Source organism: Bacillus sp. 1A (assembly GCF_052682215.1).
Window position 1 is genome coordinate 2,371,420 of sequence record NZ_JBQYLZ010000001.1, and the last position, 14,838, is coordinate 2,386,257.

At 36.4% G+C, this 14,838-nt stretch carries 16 protein-coding genes; 15 read left to right on the forward strand and 1 reads right to left on the reverse strand.

Annotated features, from left to right (window positions below):
- Positions 1 to 3 precede the first annotated feature (3 nt).
- From spoIIIAF to ACUN0F_RS12065, 3 genes are read left to right on the forward strand one after another with little or no spacing between them, the layout of a single operon-like run.
- Positions 4 to 636: a stage III sporulation protein AF gene (gene spoIIIAF, locus ACUN0F_RS12055; RefSeq protein ID WP_001161039.1), complete on the forward strand. Its 633-nt coding sequence runs from the start codon at positions 4 to 6 to the stop codon at positions 634 to 636.
- Positions 626 to 1,288, forward strand: coding sequence for a stage III sporulation protein AG (gene spoIIIAG, locus ACUN0F_RS12060; protein ID WP_000368870.1), 663 nt, complete (start codon positions 626 to 628; stop codon positions 1,286 to 1,288). The genes spoIIIAF and spoIIIAG overlap by 11 nt, the downstream gene beginning before the upstream one ends.
- Positions 1,289 to 1,303: 15 nt before the next feature.
- A complete protein-coding gene (locus ACUN0F_RS12065; RefSeq protein WP_000914707.1) occupies positions 1,304 to 1,960 on the forward strand; it encodes a SpoIIIAH-like family protein in 657 nt (218 codons plus the stop codon).
- An 86-nt stretch (positions 1,961 to 2,046) separates the two neighbouring features.
- On the opposite strand, the gene ACUN0F_RS12070 is transcribed toward ACUN0F_RS12065, so the two are convergent.
- The gene (locus ACUN0F_RS12070) at positions 2,047 to 2,241 is read right to left on the reverse strand and encodes a hypothetical protein (RefSeq protein ID WP_002107729.1); all 195 of its coding nucleotides are present in this window, start codon (positions 2,239 to 2,241) and stop codon (positions 2,047 to 2,049) included.
- 470 nt (positions 2,242 to 2,711) lie between these two features.
- Between ACUN0F_RS12070 and accB the strand changes: the two genes are divergently transcribed.
- The 12 genes from accB (at position 2,712) to recN (ending at position 14,741) form a co-directional block, all read left to right on the forward strand.
- The gene (accB, locus tag ACUN0F_RS12075; protein WP_046957515.1) at positions 2,712 to 3,200 is read left to right on the forward strand and encodes an acetyl-CoA carboxylase biotin carboxyl carrier protein; all 489 of its coding nucleotides are present in this window, start codon (positions 2,712 to 2,714) and stop codon (positions 3,198 to 3,200) included.
- 16 nt (positions 3,201 to 3,216) lie between these two features.
- Positions 3,217 to 4,569 carry an acetyl-CoA carboxylase biotin carboxylase subunit gene (gene accC / locus ACUN0F_RS12080; protein WP_000592872.1) on the forward strand — a complete coding sequence of 451 codons (1,353 nt, stop codon included), beginning with the start codon at positions 3,217 to 3,219 and terminating at the stop codon, positions 4,567 to 4,569.
- A 23-nt stretch (positions 4,570 to 4,592) separates the two neighbouring features.
- Entirely contained in the window at positions 4,593 to 4,985 is a 393-nt protein-coding gene (locus ACUN0F_RS12085; protein ID WP_000807630.1) for an Asp23/Gls24 family envelope stress response protein, read from the forward strand.
- Between the two features lie 347 nt (positions 4,986 to 5,332).
- Complete coding sequence (nusB, locus tag ACUN0F_RS12090; protein ID WP_000830244.1) at positions 5,333 to 5,725, forward strand: N utilization substance protein NusB; 393 nt, start codon at positions 5,333 to 5,335, stop codon at positions 5,723 to 5,725.
- Between the two features lie 23 nt (positions 5,726 to 5,748).
- Positions 5,749 to 6,609, forward strand: coding sequence for a bifunctional methylenetetrahydrofolate dehydrogenase/methenyltetrahydrofolate cyclohydrolase FolD (gene folD / locus ACUN0F_RS12095; protein ID WP_000226735.1), 861 nt, complete (start codon positions 5,749 to 5,751; stop codon positions 6,607 to 6,609).
- A 27-nt stretch (positions 6,610 to 6,636) separates the two neighbouring features.
- Positions 6,637 to 7,995 (forward strand): exodeoxyribonuclease VII large subunit, encoded by a 1,359-nt coding sequence (xseA, locus tag ACUN0F_RS12100; RefSeq protein WP_000415269.1) that lies wholly within the window; start codon positions 6,637 to 6,639, stop codon positions 7,993 to 7,995.
- A complete protein-coding gene (gene xseB / locus ACUN0F_RS12105; protein ID WP_000428423.1) occupies positions 7,985 to 8,215 on the forward strand; it encodes an exodeoxyribonuclease VII small subunit in 231 nt (76 codons plus the stop codon). Before xseA ends, xseB begins: the two co-directional genes overlap by 11 nt.
- Positions 8,215 to 9,105: a (2E,6E)-farnesyl diphosphate synthase gene (gene ispA, locus ACUN0F_RS12110; protein ID WP_000150365.1), complete on the forward strand. Its 891-nt coding sequence runs from the start codon at positions 8,215 to 8,217 to the stop codon at positions 9,103 to 9,105. Before xseB ends, ispA begins: the two co-directional genes overlap by 1 nt.
- 302 nt (positions 9,106 to 9,407) lie before the next feature.
- Positions 9,408 to 11,300, forward strand: a complete 1,893-nt coding sequence (gene dxs, locus ACUN0F_RS12115) for a 1-deoxy-D-xylulose-5-phosphate synthase (RefSeq protein WP_097818201.1) — start codon at positions 9,408 to 9,410, stop codon at positions 11,298 to 11,300.
- Between the two features lie 3 nt (positions 11,301 to 11,303).
- Positions 11,304 to 12,143, forward strand: a complete 840-nt coding sequence (locus tag ACUN0F_RS12120) for a TlyA family RNA methyltransferase (RefSeq protein ID WP_046956369.1) — start codon at positions 11,304 to 11,306, stop codon at positions 12,141 to 12,143.
- 142 nt (positions 12,144 to 12,285) lie between these two features.
- Positions 12,286 to 12,735: an arginine repressor ArgR gene (gene argR, locus ACUN0F_RS12125; RefSeq protein WP_001032581.1), complete on the forward strand. Its 450-nt coding sequence runs from the start codon at positions 12,286 to 12,288 to the stop codon at positions 12,733 to 12,735.
- Positions 12,736 to 13,001: 266 nt separating this feature from the next.
- Positions 13,002 to 14,741, forward strand: coding sequence for a DNA repair protein RecN (gene recN, locus ACUN0F_RS12130; RefSeq protein ID WP_000947735.1), 1,740 nt, complete (start codon positions 13,002 to 13,004; stop codon positions 14,739 to 14,741).
- The last annotated feature ends 97 nt before the right edge of the window (positions 14,742 to 14,838 follow it).

Genomic DNA, 14,838 nt, shown 5'->3' on the forward strand with positions numbered 1-14,838 from the left:
GGTATGCAATTTGTTACAGAGTGGATTAGAAATATTATCGTTTTTTTACTCTTAGCGACAATGCTTCATCTTATTCTTCCAAATTCAAATTTGCAAAAGTACGTTAAATTCGTTGTAAGTCTATTATTAGTTGTTTTAATCTTAACGCCCCTTTTTAAACTACTGCAAACAGATGTGAATGAAGTAATCGCAAATTTTAATGAAGAGAAGTACGTAGCAGAAGGATCTGTAAAAAATTCAATAGATTCGAAGAAAAAAGAAATACAAGCTCTAACACGTGCATATAGTTTAGAAGAGATGGCTACCAAAATGAAAAAAGAAGTAGGAAAAGAATTCGAGAAAAAGTATGGTATGACAGTCTCTGAAATACAAATAGTCGCAGCGGAAAGTACAGCGGAAGTAAAGTCAGCGAAAGATATTCAAACTGTTGTTGTGACGTTGAAAGAAAAAGAACGTAGTAAAAATGATGCAATCGAAACAGTAAAACCAGTTGAAATTAACACGAAGGAACCTCCGAAAAAAGTAGAAGAAACGAATGTAGAAATGAAAGATTTCTTTTCAAGCAGGTGGCAACTAGAGAATAAACAAATCCAAGTTCAAATGGAGGGGAGGACAGGTAGAGTAAATGGACAATAAAGATAAAAATTCGAAGTTCTCATTTTTTCGAAACTTATTGAATGGGGATGAAAAAGAAAGCAATGAGAAGGGAAAAAAGATAACACCTAAGTTTTTACTTGTCCTACTCATTCTTGGGATTTTGCTTATGTTTTCTAGTAGTCTTTTTTCAAGTAAAAAAGAAGAAGTACCTGTATTTAAAGAACAAAAAACGCAAAACCAAGAAAAAGACGTACCAACTTTTGGACAAAAAAATAATGATAGTATGTCAAATGTAGAAAAGTATGAAAAAGCGTATGAACAAGAATTAAAAGCAGCCTTAGAAGAAATAGCGGGAGTAAAAAATGTAACGATTAAAGTAAATTTAGATTCATCTGAGGAAAAAATATTAGAAAAAAACACAGTGAAACGTTCACAAACAACAGGTGAAACAGATAAGACAGGTGGTAAGAGGGAAGTAGAAGATGAGTCCCTTGATGAAAAGACAGTCATTATACGTGAAGGTGATAAAGAAACTCCCGTTGTTTTACGAACAGAGAAACCGAAAGTACGAGGTGTTCTTGTCGTAGCAAAAGGAGTGGATAATATACAAGTTAAAGCGATGGTAAAAGAAGCTGTAATACGGCTGCTAGATGTACCAGCTCATCGTGTTTCAGTATCACCGAAAAATTGATAGGGAGGAAATAAAGTGTTAAAAAAACAAACGGTTTGGCTATTAACGATGTTAAGTTTAGTTGTTGTACTATCTGTTTATTACGTAACAACTCCTGACAAAATGAATACAGCATCGCCGGCAACAGGTGAAAAGATTGGACAAGAAAAACAAGGTACTGATAAAGCAGTAACAAATGAAGCACCTAAAGAAACGCCAAAAAAAGAAAATACAAGCAAGGAAACATCAAATAAAGAAACAAACAAAGAAACAAACAAAAAAGAGAGTGCTCAAAAAGAAACAAGTAAAAAAGATGCTAACGTAACAGTTCAATCCAGTGATGAAAATTTCACAGCGTTACGTATGCAAATGGAAGATCAGCTAAGTGAACAAAAATCAAGATTACAAGAAGTGATGAATTCAGCAAAATCTTCAGCAACAGAAAAGAGTAAAGCGAAAGATAATTTTGATGCAATTACTACAATGGAAACGAAGCAAGAATTACTTGAGACAGTGATTAAGTCTCAAGGAGGATATAAAGATGCCCTTGTAAGAGCTGATGGAACTGACATTAAAGTAACTGTGAAAGCAGCAAAGCATTCACAAAAAGAAGCGAATAAAATTATACAGCTTGTAAGAAGTGAAGGCGGATCAAAAGATGTAGGTGTGAAATTTGATCCACCAACAAAATAAAAACTAATAATCCGCGGGGGAATCCCTCGCGGATTATTAGTTTTTACGAATCGGATTGTTTGAAAATAGTTATAGAAAAAAAGCTATCATTTTCGATAGCTTTTTTCTGTTTCGTCTTTGTAGTTGTTTTTATTATGTTCAACTCGGAACGGAGAAATACGTTGTGAGTAAAAGATTAGCGGTTCATGGTAATGATGATTACTTTTTCCAGATTTGACGTGGATGAAGAGAACGAATGCCCAGACCATTACGGCAGGTAAGAAGAGAATGAGCCATATCATATGTCCACACCTCGATACGATATATTTTCTACACTTTGAACATACTATTCTTATATGAAGGAATGATGAACGGTGTGTAAACAAAAAAATAATATTTGGTAAAAATATGTTGTTGACTATAGATGAGGTGAAGAGTGGAGCGGTAATGATCTGTTTATTGTGTAGCATTGTGAAAAAAGTAAGGAATGTTTTTTTAGAAGTGGTCTTGCCAATTTTGTGTGAAACTTGGTATTATTACTAGGTAATAAATTTTTATTGGAATAATATTTTTACAGGAGTTTCGATTTATTATAAAGAAATATAAATTGGAATGTTTAAAAAATTTATCGTAAGATGGAAATAGCAATTATTTCTATTAGTAAATGAAGTGCATTTTCTAATAGAGTACATCGTATTTTTACAGTCAATCTAGTTTTAGTGACGATAATCTGTAAAAACGAGACAAACAAGAGTATGGGAGTGGATTTTACATGTTTAAAATTCAAGAAGTTCGTGAATTAATTAAATTAATTGATAGCTCTAATATTGATGAATTTGAATACAAAAAAGATGGTACGACAATCAAAATGAAAAAGCATGGTAATGAAGTTGTTGCGGTGCAAGCACCTGTAGCAAAACAAGTCGTGCAACCAGTAGCACCTGTTGAAGTTGAAACAACAGTAGCGGCAGCACAAGTGGAAGTACCAAAACAAGAAGAGCAAAAAGTGGTTCAAAATGAAAACCTACATAAAATTACATCACCGATGGTAGGTACATTCTATTCTTCATCTTCGCCTGATACACCTGCATATGTAAGTGTAGGAGACAGAGTATCAAAAGATTCTATCGTATGCATTGTCGAGGCTATGAAGTTATTTAACGAAATCGATGCAGATGTAGATGGTGAAATTGTTGAGATTCTTGTTAATAATGGGCAGCTTGTTGAGTATGGACAACCGCTATTTCTTGTAAAAGCGTAATAAGGGAGTCTTTGTGATGATAAAAAAAGTATTAATAGCCAATCGTGGGGAAATTGCTGTACGAATTATTCGTGCTTGTAAAGAAATGGATATTGAAACAGTCGCAATTTATTCAGAAGCAGATAAAGAGTCACTTCACGTACAAATTGCTGATGAGGCGTATTGTGTAGGACCAACGATTTCGAAAGAAAGCTATTTAAATTTGACGAACATTATTAGTGTTGCGAAGTTAACAGGCTGCGATGCTATTCATCCAGGATACGGATTTTTAGCAGAGAATGCAGATTTTGCAGAGCTATGCCGTGAATGTAACTTGATTTTTATCGGTCCAAGTCCAGAAGCTATTTCAAAGATGGGCACAAAAGACGTTGCTCGTGATACAATGAAAGAAGCAGGGGTTCCGATTGTACCAGGTTCACAAGGGATTATTAAAAATACCGAAGAAGCGATCGAGCTTGCTAATCAAATTGGATATCCAGTTATTATTAAAGCGACTGCAGGTGGCGGCGGAAAAGGTATTCGTGTTGCACGCCATGAAGAAGAGCTTGTAAAAGGAATTCAAATTACACAGCAAGAAGCTAGTACCGCTTTTGGGAACCCTGGTGTATACTTAGAAAAGTACGTTGAAGATTTCCGCCATGTTGAGATTCAAATAATGGCAGATACACATGGAAATGCCATTCATTTAGGAGAGCGTGATTGTACAATTCAGCGCCGCTTGCAAAAACTACTAGAAGAAAGTCCATCACCTGCACTTGATGAAAATGTTCGCAAGCAGATGGGTGATGCGGCAGTTAAAGCGGCGGTAGCGGTTGATTATACAGGTGCTGGTACGGTTGAGTTTATTTATGAATATAGAACGAAAAGCTTTTATTTCATGGAGATGAATACGAGAATTCAAGTTGAGCATCCAGTTACTGAAATGGTAACAGGGATGGATTTAATTAAAGAACAAATTCGTGTTGCTTCTGGAGAAAAGTTATCGTTACAGCAAGAAGAAGTACAATTTAATGGTTGGGCAATTGAATGCCGAATTAATGCGGAAAACCCTGCCAAAAAATTTATGCCATCCCCAGGTAAAGTAGAAATGTACTTGCCACCAGGCGGATTTGGTATTCGCGTCGATTCAGCTGTATATCCGGGATATTCAATCCCACCTTTCTATGATTCGATGGTTGCTAAATTAATTGTTCACGGAAAAACACGTGAAGAGGCAATTGCAAAAATGAAGCGTGCACTCAGTGAGTTTGTCATTGAAGGCGTACATACAACAATCCCGTTCCATTTGCAATTGCTAGATCATCCTGATTTTGTAAAAGGTGAGTTTAATACGAAGTTTTTGGAAGAGCATGAACTTGTGACGCAGTGATACATTAAAGGAGGTTTTTTTTCATGGCTGAACATATGTTAGATATGGGTCAAGATACAACTCTTGGTAAAGTAGAAATTGCACCAGAAGTAATTGAAGTAATCGCAGGTATTGCAGCTGCTGAAGTAGAAGGTGTAGCGGCAATGCGTGGTAATTTTGCTACAGATGTTGTTGAGAAGTTAGGTAAGAAAAATCATGGTAAAGGTGTAAAGGTTGAATTAGCAAACGAAGATATTATCGTTGACCTTTATGTTGTAATGTATTTTGGCGTAGCAATTCCAGTTGTTGCACAAAAGATTCAAGACAACATTCGCCAGGCACTCTTTACAATGACAGGGCTTGAGCCAAAAGAAGTGAATGTTCACATCGTTGGCGTAACATTCGAAACACAAAAAACAGAAATTGAACCAGTGTAAGAATGAAAAAGGTGCCTAGTAACATAGGCATCTTTTTTATCGTTTCATTTCTTCACAAATTAAAACCCTCTAATTATTATACTATTTCAAAAAATAAGAAATCAAAAAGAAGATGTTTCGTTTTTCCAAAAAACGTACATTGTGATAAGATATGGAACTTGAAGTTAATCTTTTTATTATTTTTCAGCCTTGTAACCCGTGTGTGAAACGATAAATTGTGTTATTATCATTGTATTATAAGGTTGGAAAATCAATGAAAACTGTAAGAGTAAGTGAATTGACGGCTTATAAATTATAATAATATAACAAAGCATAAGGAAAGACTTGAAGCATAAAGGAGAGTTACAATGAAACGTAGGACGGCTAGAGAAAGAGCTATGCAAGCATTATACCAAATGGATATTACAGGTGAATTAGAACCGAAAGTAGCGGTGGAAAACACGCTAGATGAAGGTGAAGAAACAAATGATTTTCTAGAATCACTTGTAGTAGGTTTTGTAGAAAATAAAGAAGTAATTGATGAAGCGATTCGTCAAAACTTAAAAAAATGGAAGCTGGAGCGTATTAGTATTGTTGATCGCAGTATTTTACGTGTAGCTGTGTATGAAATGAAATACATGGAAGAAATTCCACACAACGTAACAATTAACGAAGCGATTGAAATTGCTAAAACATTTGGGGATGAGGAATCTCGTCGTTTTATTAACGGCGTTTTATCTAATATAAAAGATACACTGTAATTTCTTTAAGGGGGAATCTTAAAATGGTAGCAGTAATCATCAAAGGAAATGAAGTTGCGGAGAAAAAACGAGCACAATTAACAGAAGAAGTTGTGAAGTTGAAAGAGCAAGGGATTGTACCAGGATTAGCAGTTATTCTAGTTGGAGAAGATCCAGCATCTCGTTCTTATGTAAAAGGAAAAGAAAAGGGCTGTGAACAAGTAGGAATCTATTCAGAGCTAATTGAACTTCCTGAAACAATTACTGAGGAGCGTTTGCTTGCTGAAATCGATCGCTTAAATGGCGATGACCGTATTAATGGCATTTTAGTGCAATTACCTTTACCAAAACATATTGAAGAAAAAGCTATCATTGAAAGGATTTCACCAGAAAAAGATGTAGATGGATTTCACCCAATCAGCGTGGGACGTATGATGACGGGACAAGATACATTCCTTCCATGTACACCGCACGGTATCGTAGAATTAGTAAAAGAAACAAATCTTGATATCTCAGGAAAACATGTTGTAGTAATTGGAAGAAGTAATATTGTCGGCAAGCCAGTGGGGCAATTGTTCTTAAATGAAAATGCAACTGTAACATATTGTCATTCTAAAACGCAAAATATGAAAGAGTTAACGAAGTTAGCTGATATTTTAATCGTAGCTGTTGGACGACCTAAAATGGTAACAGCTGATTATATTAAAGAAGGAGCGGTTGTAATCGACGTTGGTGTGAACCGTTTAGAAACAGGTAAACTTTGTGGTGATGTTGACTTTGACAACGTGTTAGATGTTGCAGGTTACATTACACCTGTGCCAAAGGGTGTTGGTCCAATGACGATCACAATGCTTCTTCATAATACTGTTGAATCTGCTAAGCGTGCAGGTGTCGTTTGTAAATAATTTGAGTCGGCTATGAGGAGAGAGAAAATGGAAAAACAATATTTAACCGTTACAGCGTTAACACGCTATATAAAAACAAAAATAGAATATGATCCGCATTTGCAGTCTGTTTGGTTAAAAGGTGAAATTTCCAACTTTAAAAATCATAGTCGTGGCCACATGTACTTTACATTGAAAGATGAAAATGCAAGAATCGCAGCGGTTATGTTTGCGGGTCATAATCGTAATATTAAATTCAGACCTGAAAATGGGATGAAGGTACTTGTGAAAGGGAAAATTTCCGTTTACGAGGCGAGTGGTTCTTATCAAATTTATATTCAAGACATGCAGCCTGACGGAGTCGGAAACCTGCATTTAGCTTACGAACAATTAAAGGTTCGTTTAGAGGAAGAAGGTTTGTTTTCTCAAGTTTATAAAAAAACAATTCCTCCTTATGCTAAAACAATAGGTGTGATTACGTCACCAACAGGGGCAGCGATTCGTGATGTTATAACAACGATTAAACGTCGTTATCCAATTGGAAATGTTATTGTGTTTCCGGTACTTGTACAGGGGGAGTCAGCAGCTCCCTCAATTGTACAAGCGATTCGTACAGCAAATGAAATGGGAGAGATAGATGTCCTAATCGTTGGGCGAGGGGGAGGCTCTATTGAAGAGTTATGGGCTTTCAATGAAGAAATGGTAGCAAGGGCAATCTTTAAGAGTGAGATCCCTATTATTTCGGCAGTAGGCCATGAAACGGACTTTACAATTGCGGATTTTGTTGCCGATTTACGTGCGCCAACACCGACTGCAGCAGCTGAGCTGGCAGCGCCTAACATTATAGAGTTACAAGAAAAGGTATTACAAAGAACTCTAAGATTGCAAAGAGCAATGAGAGAGTTAGTACATAAAAAAGAAGAAAAACTACAAGTATTGCAAAAATCTTATGCGTTCCGTTATCCAAGACAAGTATATGAGCAAAAAGAAGAGCAATTAGATAGAGCGTTAGAACAGCTTGTTTTAGCGAAAGAGCGCTATATTGATAAAAAGGTAAATCAGTTAAAACAGCTTTCATTTTATTTAGAGAAGCACCACCCAGCTCAAAAAATTATGCAAACGAAGGTAGCGGTTGAAACATTGCAAAAGCAATTGCAACGTGAAATGCAAACATTACTTCAAACGAAAGAATTTGCCTTTGTAAGAGCTGCTCAAAAACTTGAAGCGTTAAGTCCGCTTAAAGTAATGATGAGAGGGTACGGGCTTGTATATGATGAAGAGAAGCAAGTGTTAAAAAGTGTGAAAGATGTCAGCCTTGGAGATGCTGTTTCAGTTCAATTACAAGATGGAATACTAGATTGTAGCGTATCAGGCATAGAGGAGCGTGAATTGAATAATGGAAAATAAATTAAGCTTTGAAGAGGCAATTTCGCAACTTGAGCACCTCGTTTCTAAGCTAGAGCAAGGTGACGTACCTTTAGAAGAAGCAATTTCTTATTTTAAAGAGGGTATGGAATTATCTAAGCTTTGTGATGAGAAGTTGAAGAACGTACAAGAACAAATGGCAGTTATTCTTGGGGAAGATGGAGAGCTTGAACCGTTTACTGCTTTAGGAGATGAAGCATAGTGACTATTGCTTTTGATACTTTTTTGAAAGAAAGTAAAACTTTCGTAGAAGAGAAGCTTGTAAGCTATGCAAATGAATTACAATGTCCAAATGTACTTCGTGAAGCGATGGCATATTCTTTGGAAGCGGGTGGAAAGCGTCTCCGCCCGTTACTTTTATTTGCGACATTACAAGCGTTTGGTAAAGAAAGAAATCTTGGAATAGGTGCAGCTTGTGCTCTTGAAATGATACATACATACTCGTTAGTTCATGATGATTTACCTTGTATGGATGATGATGATTTAAGAAGAGGTAAGCCCACAAATCATAAAGTATTTGGTGAAGCGATGGCAGTTTTAGCAGGCGATGGTTTGTTGACGTATGCTTTTCAAGTTATTATGGCATATGAACAAAAGGAAATCTCTGCTGAAAAAAAAGTAAGACTTGTACTTGAGCTTGCAAAAGCGGCAGGACCAGAAGGAATGGTTGGCGGACAAGTGGCAGATATGGAAGCTGAAGGGAAACAGCTTACGATTGATGAGTTGGAGTATATTCATAAGCATAAGACTGGGAAACTACTTGAATTCGCTGTACTTGCAGGATCGATACTTTCTGATGCCACAGAAGAACAAGAAGAAAAGTTACTTGCGTTTGCAAAATATATCGGCCTAGCTTTCCAAATTCGAGATGATATTTTAGATGTGGAAGGAACCGAAGAAGAGATTGGAAAACCGATTGGTAGTGATGTTTCCAACGAAAAGAGCACATATACGACGTTATTTACTGTAGATAGAGCAAAGGATATTTTAGAAGAAACAATTGCAAAAGCAAAAGGTGCTATTGGTTCCTTGCAATTACAAGATGAATATTTACTATCTATTTGCGATTTGATTGCAAAACGTAATAACTAATATAACAGCGTTTCCATTTGTTGAGTCATTCATCATTTTATGATATAAATGTAGGAAAAGGTTTTTCTTTTCTTGTTATTGGCAAAAATATATGTAGATTACATTGCCGTTATCACTTCGTGTTAGCGGCTATTTTTTTCATCGCCTAAAGAAATATGGTTTATAATAGGATTAGGGCGCAATAGACTGGTTAATTGCAGGACAAGGTGAAAAATAAAAAAAGATAATTTCTTGTTTTGTGTAAATGTTTTTTATAATATTTGACATGTTGACAGATTATGAAATGAAAGTGAGTGATCCATGTGGATCTAACGCAAATTCAAAACCCTAGTTTTTTGAAAGATATGTCTATCGGTGAACTAGAGGGATTGAGTGAGGATATTCGTAAGTTTTTAATTGAAGAGCTCTCTCAAACAGGTGGACATATTGCACCTAATTTAGGTGTAGTAGAACTCACAATTGCTCTGCATAAATTATTTGATAGTCCGAAAGATAAATTTTTATGGGACGTAGGACATCAATCCTATGTACATAAAATTTTAACAGGACGTGCAAAGGAATTCGGTACATTAAGGCAATATCAAGGTCTATGTGGTTTCCCAAAACGTTGCGAGAGTGAGCATGATGTATGGGAAACTGGCCATAGCTCGACATCATTATCTGCTGCAATGGGAATGGCTCTAGCGCGTGATTTAAAGAAAACGAAAGAATATGTTATACCAATCATTGGAGATGGTGCTCTAACCGGCGGAATGGCTTTAGAGGCATTGAACCATATTGGACATGAAAAAACAGACATGATTGTTATTTTGAATGATAATGAAATGTCAATTGCACCAAACGTTGGTGCGCTTCATAATGTACTTGGACGTCTACGTACCGCAGGGAAATACCATTGGGTAAAAGATGAACTAGAGTATATATTAAAGAAAATCCCAGCAGTCGGTGGGAAAGTTGCTGCGACAGCAGAGAAAATAAAAGATAGTCTTAAATATTTACTAGTATCCGGTGTCTTTTTCGAAGAATTAGGCTTTACATATTTAGGTCCAGTTGATGGGCACGATTATGAAAAGTTATTCGAAACGTTGCAATATGCAAAGAAAACAAAAGGCCCAGTGCTTGTTCATGTTATTACGAAAAAAGGAAAAGGTTATAAACCGGCTGAGAGTGATGTTATTGGAACTTGGCATGGAACAGGACCTTATAAAATTGAATCGGGTGACTTCGTTAAACCGAAAGAAGTTGCACCAGCATGGAGTGCTGTTGTTAGTGATACAGTACTTAAGCTAGCGAGAACGGATGAGCGTATCGTTGCAATTACACCTGCAATGCCTGTTGGATCGAAACTTGAGAAATTCCAAAAAGAATTCCCGGATCGTATGATTGATGTAGGTATTGCAGAACAGCATGCTACAACAATGGCGGCGGGTATGGCAACGCAAGGAATGAAGCCATTCTTAGCGATTTATTCAACATTTTTACAAAGAGCATATGATCAAGTTGTTCATGATATATGTCGCCAAAATTTAAATGTCTTCATCGGAATCGATCGCTCTGGTTTAGTAGGAGCAGATGGTGAAACGCATCAAGGTGTATTTGACATCTCATTCTTACGTCATTTGCCGAATATGGTACTTATGATGCCGAAAGATGAAAATGAAGGGCAACATTTAGTATATACGGCGATGCAATATGAAGATGGACCAATCGCATTACGTTATGCGCGCGGTAATGGACTTGGTGTTCATATGGATGAAGAATTAAAGGCGATTCCAATCGGTACTTGGGAAACGTTAAAAGAAGGTACACAAGCGGCTATTTTAACATTTGGTACGACAATACCAATGGCAATGGAAGCAGCTGAGCGTCTTGAAAAGGCTGGAGTTTCAGTGAAAGTAGTGAACGCTCGCTTTATTAAACCGATGGATGAAGCATATTTACATGATCTCTTAGGGAAAAATATACCGATTTTAACGATTGAAGAAGCTTGCTTAATTGGTGGTTTTGGAACGGGAGTAGTTGAATTTGCATCTGAGAGCGGGTACCATAGTGCGTTAATTGAACGAATGGGTATTCCAGACCGTTTCATAGAGCACGGTAGTGTAACAAAATTATTAGAAGAAATTGGTTTAACGACAGATGCTGTTGTAGACCGTATTCATACAATGATTCCATCAAAACAAAAAAGGGCGTAACAAATGAGTGCAAAAAAAGAAAGAGTAGATGTACTATTAGTAGAGCGAGGACTTATAGAAACACGTGAGAAAGCAAAACGCGCCGTTATGGCCGGACTTGTATATGCGAATGAGATGAGACTTGATAAGCCAGGAGAGAAGATCCCACAAGATACAGAGATTACGGTGAAGGGACAAGTTATGCCGTATGTAAGCCGTGGTGGTTATAAACTTGAAAAGGCATTGGAGACATTTCACCTGGATTTACAAGATAAAGTTATGATAGATATTGGTTCATCAACTGGTGGCTTTACAGATTGTGCGCTTCAAAACGGAGCGAAATTATCTTATGCATTAGATGTAGGATACAATCAACTTGCGTGGAAATTGCGTCAAGATGAGCGTGTTGTCGTAATGGAACGGACAAACTTCCGTTACGTGACACCAGCAGACTTAGAACGTGGTTTACCGCAATTTTCTAGTATCGATGTTTCATTTATATCATTAAAGCTTATACTGCCGGTTTTAAAAACAATGCTTATGCCTAATGGGGATGTAGCAGCGTTAATTAAACCACAGTTTGAAGCTGGAAGAGAGCAAGTTGGGAAAAAAGGTATCGTTCGTGATCGAAAAGTACATGAGGCTGTCGTAGAAATGATTGTCGACTTTGCTATAAAAGAAGGATACGACGTAGAAGGTTTAACATTCTCACCAATTACGGGCGGGGATGGTAATATTGAATTTTTAATTCATCTGAAATGGCATGGTGAACGTGAGAATGGCGAAAATCATTCTCCAGTTTCTGTTGAGCAAGTAGTTACAGAGGCGCATGATGTCCTAAAACAAAAAGGAAAAGGGGAATAACATATGTTGTTCCTCTTTTTGTTGTAATTGTATAATGATTGTAAAAACAATTGTGTACAAGCAACGAATTATAAGTTAACATAAATAAGTGAAGTATACCAATGTTTAAACTATGGTAAGAGATAGTGTGAGGTGCAAATGTATGAATAAAGGTCAGCGCCATATTAAAATCAGGGAAATTATTGCGAACAAAGAAATTGAAACACAAGATGAATTAGTTGATATTTTACGTAATGAGGGATTTAATGTAACGCAAGCAACAGTATCGCGCGATATTAAAGAACTGCACTTAGTGAAAGTGCCATTACATGATGGGCGCTATAAATATAGCTTGCCAGCAGATCAACGATTTAACCCGTTACAAAAATTAAAACGCAATCTAGTGGATTCATTTGTAAAATTAGACACGGCAGGACATATGCTTGTGCTAAAAACACTGCCTGGTAACGCTCATTCACTTGGAGCACTTATTGATCATTTAGAGTGGGATGAGATCATCGGAACCATCTGTGGTGATGATACTTGCTTAATTATTTGCCGTACACCTGAAGATACAGGTGTTGTCTCTGATCGTTTCTTAAATATGTTGTAAAAAAAAATCTTGTTTACTTTCCTCTGTAAAGTGGAAAGTGAACAAGATTTTTTTATTGGTTAAAAATGTGAATTCTTAATTGTAATATAATATTTTCTTTGAATAAAATTAGAAAATAGGTGGATTGACCCGTAAAACGAATGTTTGGTACAATGGAGCGGTTAGAAAAGTAATTTATACATACAAACATATAGTTTGACTATTTGAATGAAGAACTGAGAAAAGCCCTTAATAGGGGATTAGTTTATAACGAGGTGAATGGGGCATTGTTATCGGAATTATCGATTAGAAACTTTGCTATTATTGAGGCATTAAATATTTCTTTTCAAAAAGGGTTAACGGTTTTAAGTGGTGAAACAGGGGCCGGAAAATCGATTATTATTGATGCGATTAGTTTACTTGTAGGTGGCCGTGGTTCAGCGGAATTTGTTCGATACGGAACAGAAAAAGCTGAGATAGAAGGGCTATTTTATGTAGAAGATGATAAGCATCCGTGTATTGAAAAGGCAGAAGAGTTGGATATAGAAATAGAAGACGGCATGATTATTTTGAAGCGTGATATCGCTGCAAACGGAAAAAGTGTATGTCGTGTAAATGGGAAACTGGTCACCCTTAGTATATTAAAGGAAATTGGAAAAACACTTGTTGATATTCATGGGCAGCACGAAACACAAGATTTAATGAATGAAGAGCGTCATCTATTTATGCTTGATCATTTTGATGGAGATCGCATTGTTAAACAATTGGGTATATATCAAAATGTATACGCTGACTATGAGAAATTAAAAAAACAGTTAAAATCGTTAAGTGAAAATGAACAACAAATGGCACATCGCTTAGATTTAATTCAATTCCAGCATGAAGAAATCAGTAAGGCGGATTTAAAGATGGATGAAGAAATTGAATTAACTGAAGAACGATTGCGAATTTCTAATTTTGAAAAAATTTATAAAGCATTAGGCGATGCATATCGCTCATTAAGCGCTGACGGACAAGGGTTAGATAATGTACGAAGCGCAATGGGACAAATGGAGAGTATTACACATTTAGATGAAGTTTATCAAGAAAATCATGATTCAATTGCAAATAGCTACTACTTATTAGAAGAAGTTGCATATCAACTTAGAGAAAAGCTCGATATGATGGAATATGATCCGAAGCGTTTAGATGAAATTGAAACGCGTTTAAATGAAATTCGTATGCTAAAGAGAAAATATGGAAATACTGTAGAAGAGATTTTAGCGTATGCTGATAAAATTGAACAAGAAATTTTTACGATTGAAAATAAAGACGTTCATATTGAAACGACGAAGAAGCAATTAAAGGAATTAGAAAGTGTTATTCTGCAAGAAGCAACGTCGTTAAGTAATATGCGTCATGAGCTTGCAGAGCATCTTACAAATGCCATTCATCAGGAATTAAAAGAATTATATATGGAGAAAACAAAATTTGAAGTGAGAATCATGAAGAGAGAAGGAAATGCTGAAGAGCCTCTTGTTGAGGGTGCCCCGGTAAGACTTACGGCGGATGGCTACGATCATGTGGAATTTTATATTTCAACAAATCCAGGTGAGCCGCTAAAACCACTTTCAAAGGTCGCTTCTGGCGGAGAGCTATCTCGTATTATTTTAGCTTTAAAAAGCATTTTTTCTAAGCATCAAGGTGTTGCATCTGTTATTTTTGATGAAGTGGATACTGGTGTAAGTGGTCGGGTTGCACAGGCTATTGCGGAAAAAATTTATCGAGTATCAGTAAACTCGCAAGTACTTTGTATTACGCACTTACCTCAAGTAGCTTCAATGGCGGATTCACATTTATTTATTCGAAAACAAGTAGCGAATGATCGGACAATTACATCAGTTACCGTTTTAACTATGGAGGATAAAGTAACAGAAATAGCTCGAATGATTTCTGGTGTGGAAATTACAGATTTAACGACAGAACATGCGAAAGAATTACTTACGCAAGCGCATCATTTTAAACAGACAGCAGAGGCTATCCAGTAATGGATAGCTTTTTTTCTCAAATAATGATTTCTTAATTCTTCCGGTTATAAATAAAGCACTGCAAGGAGAGATTAAAAAGTGAAGCCAAGAAGAGGCT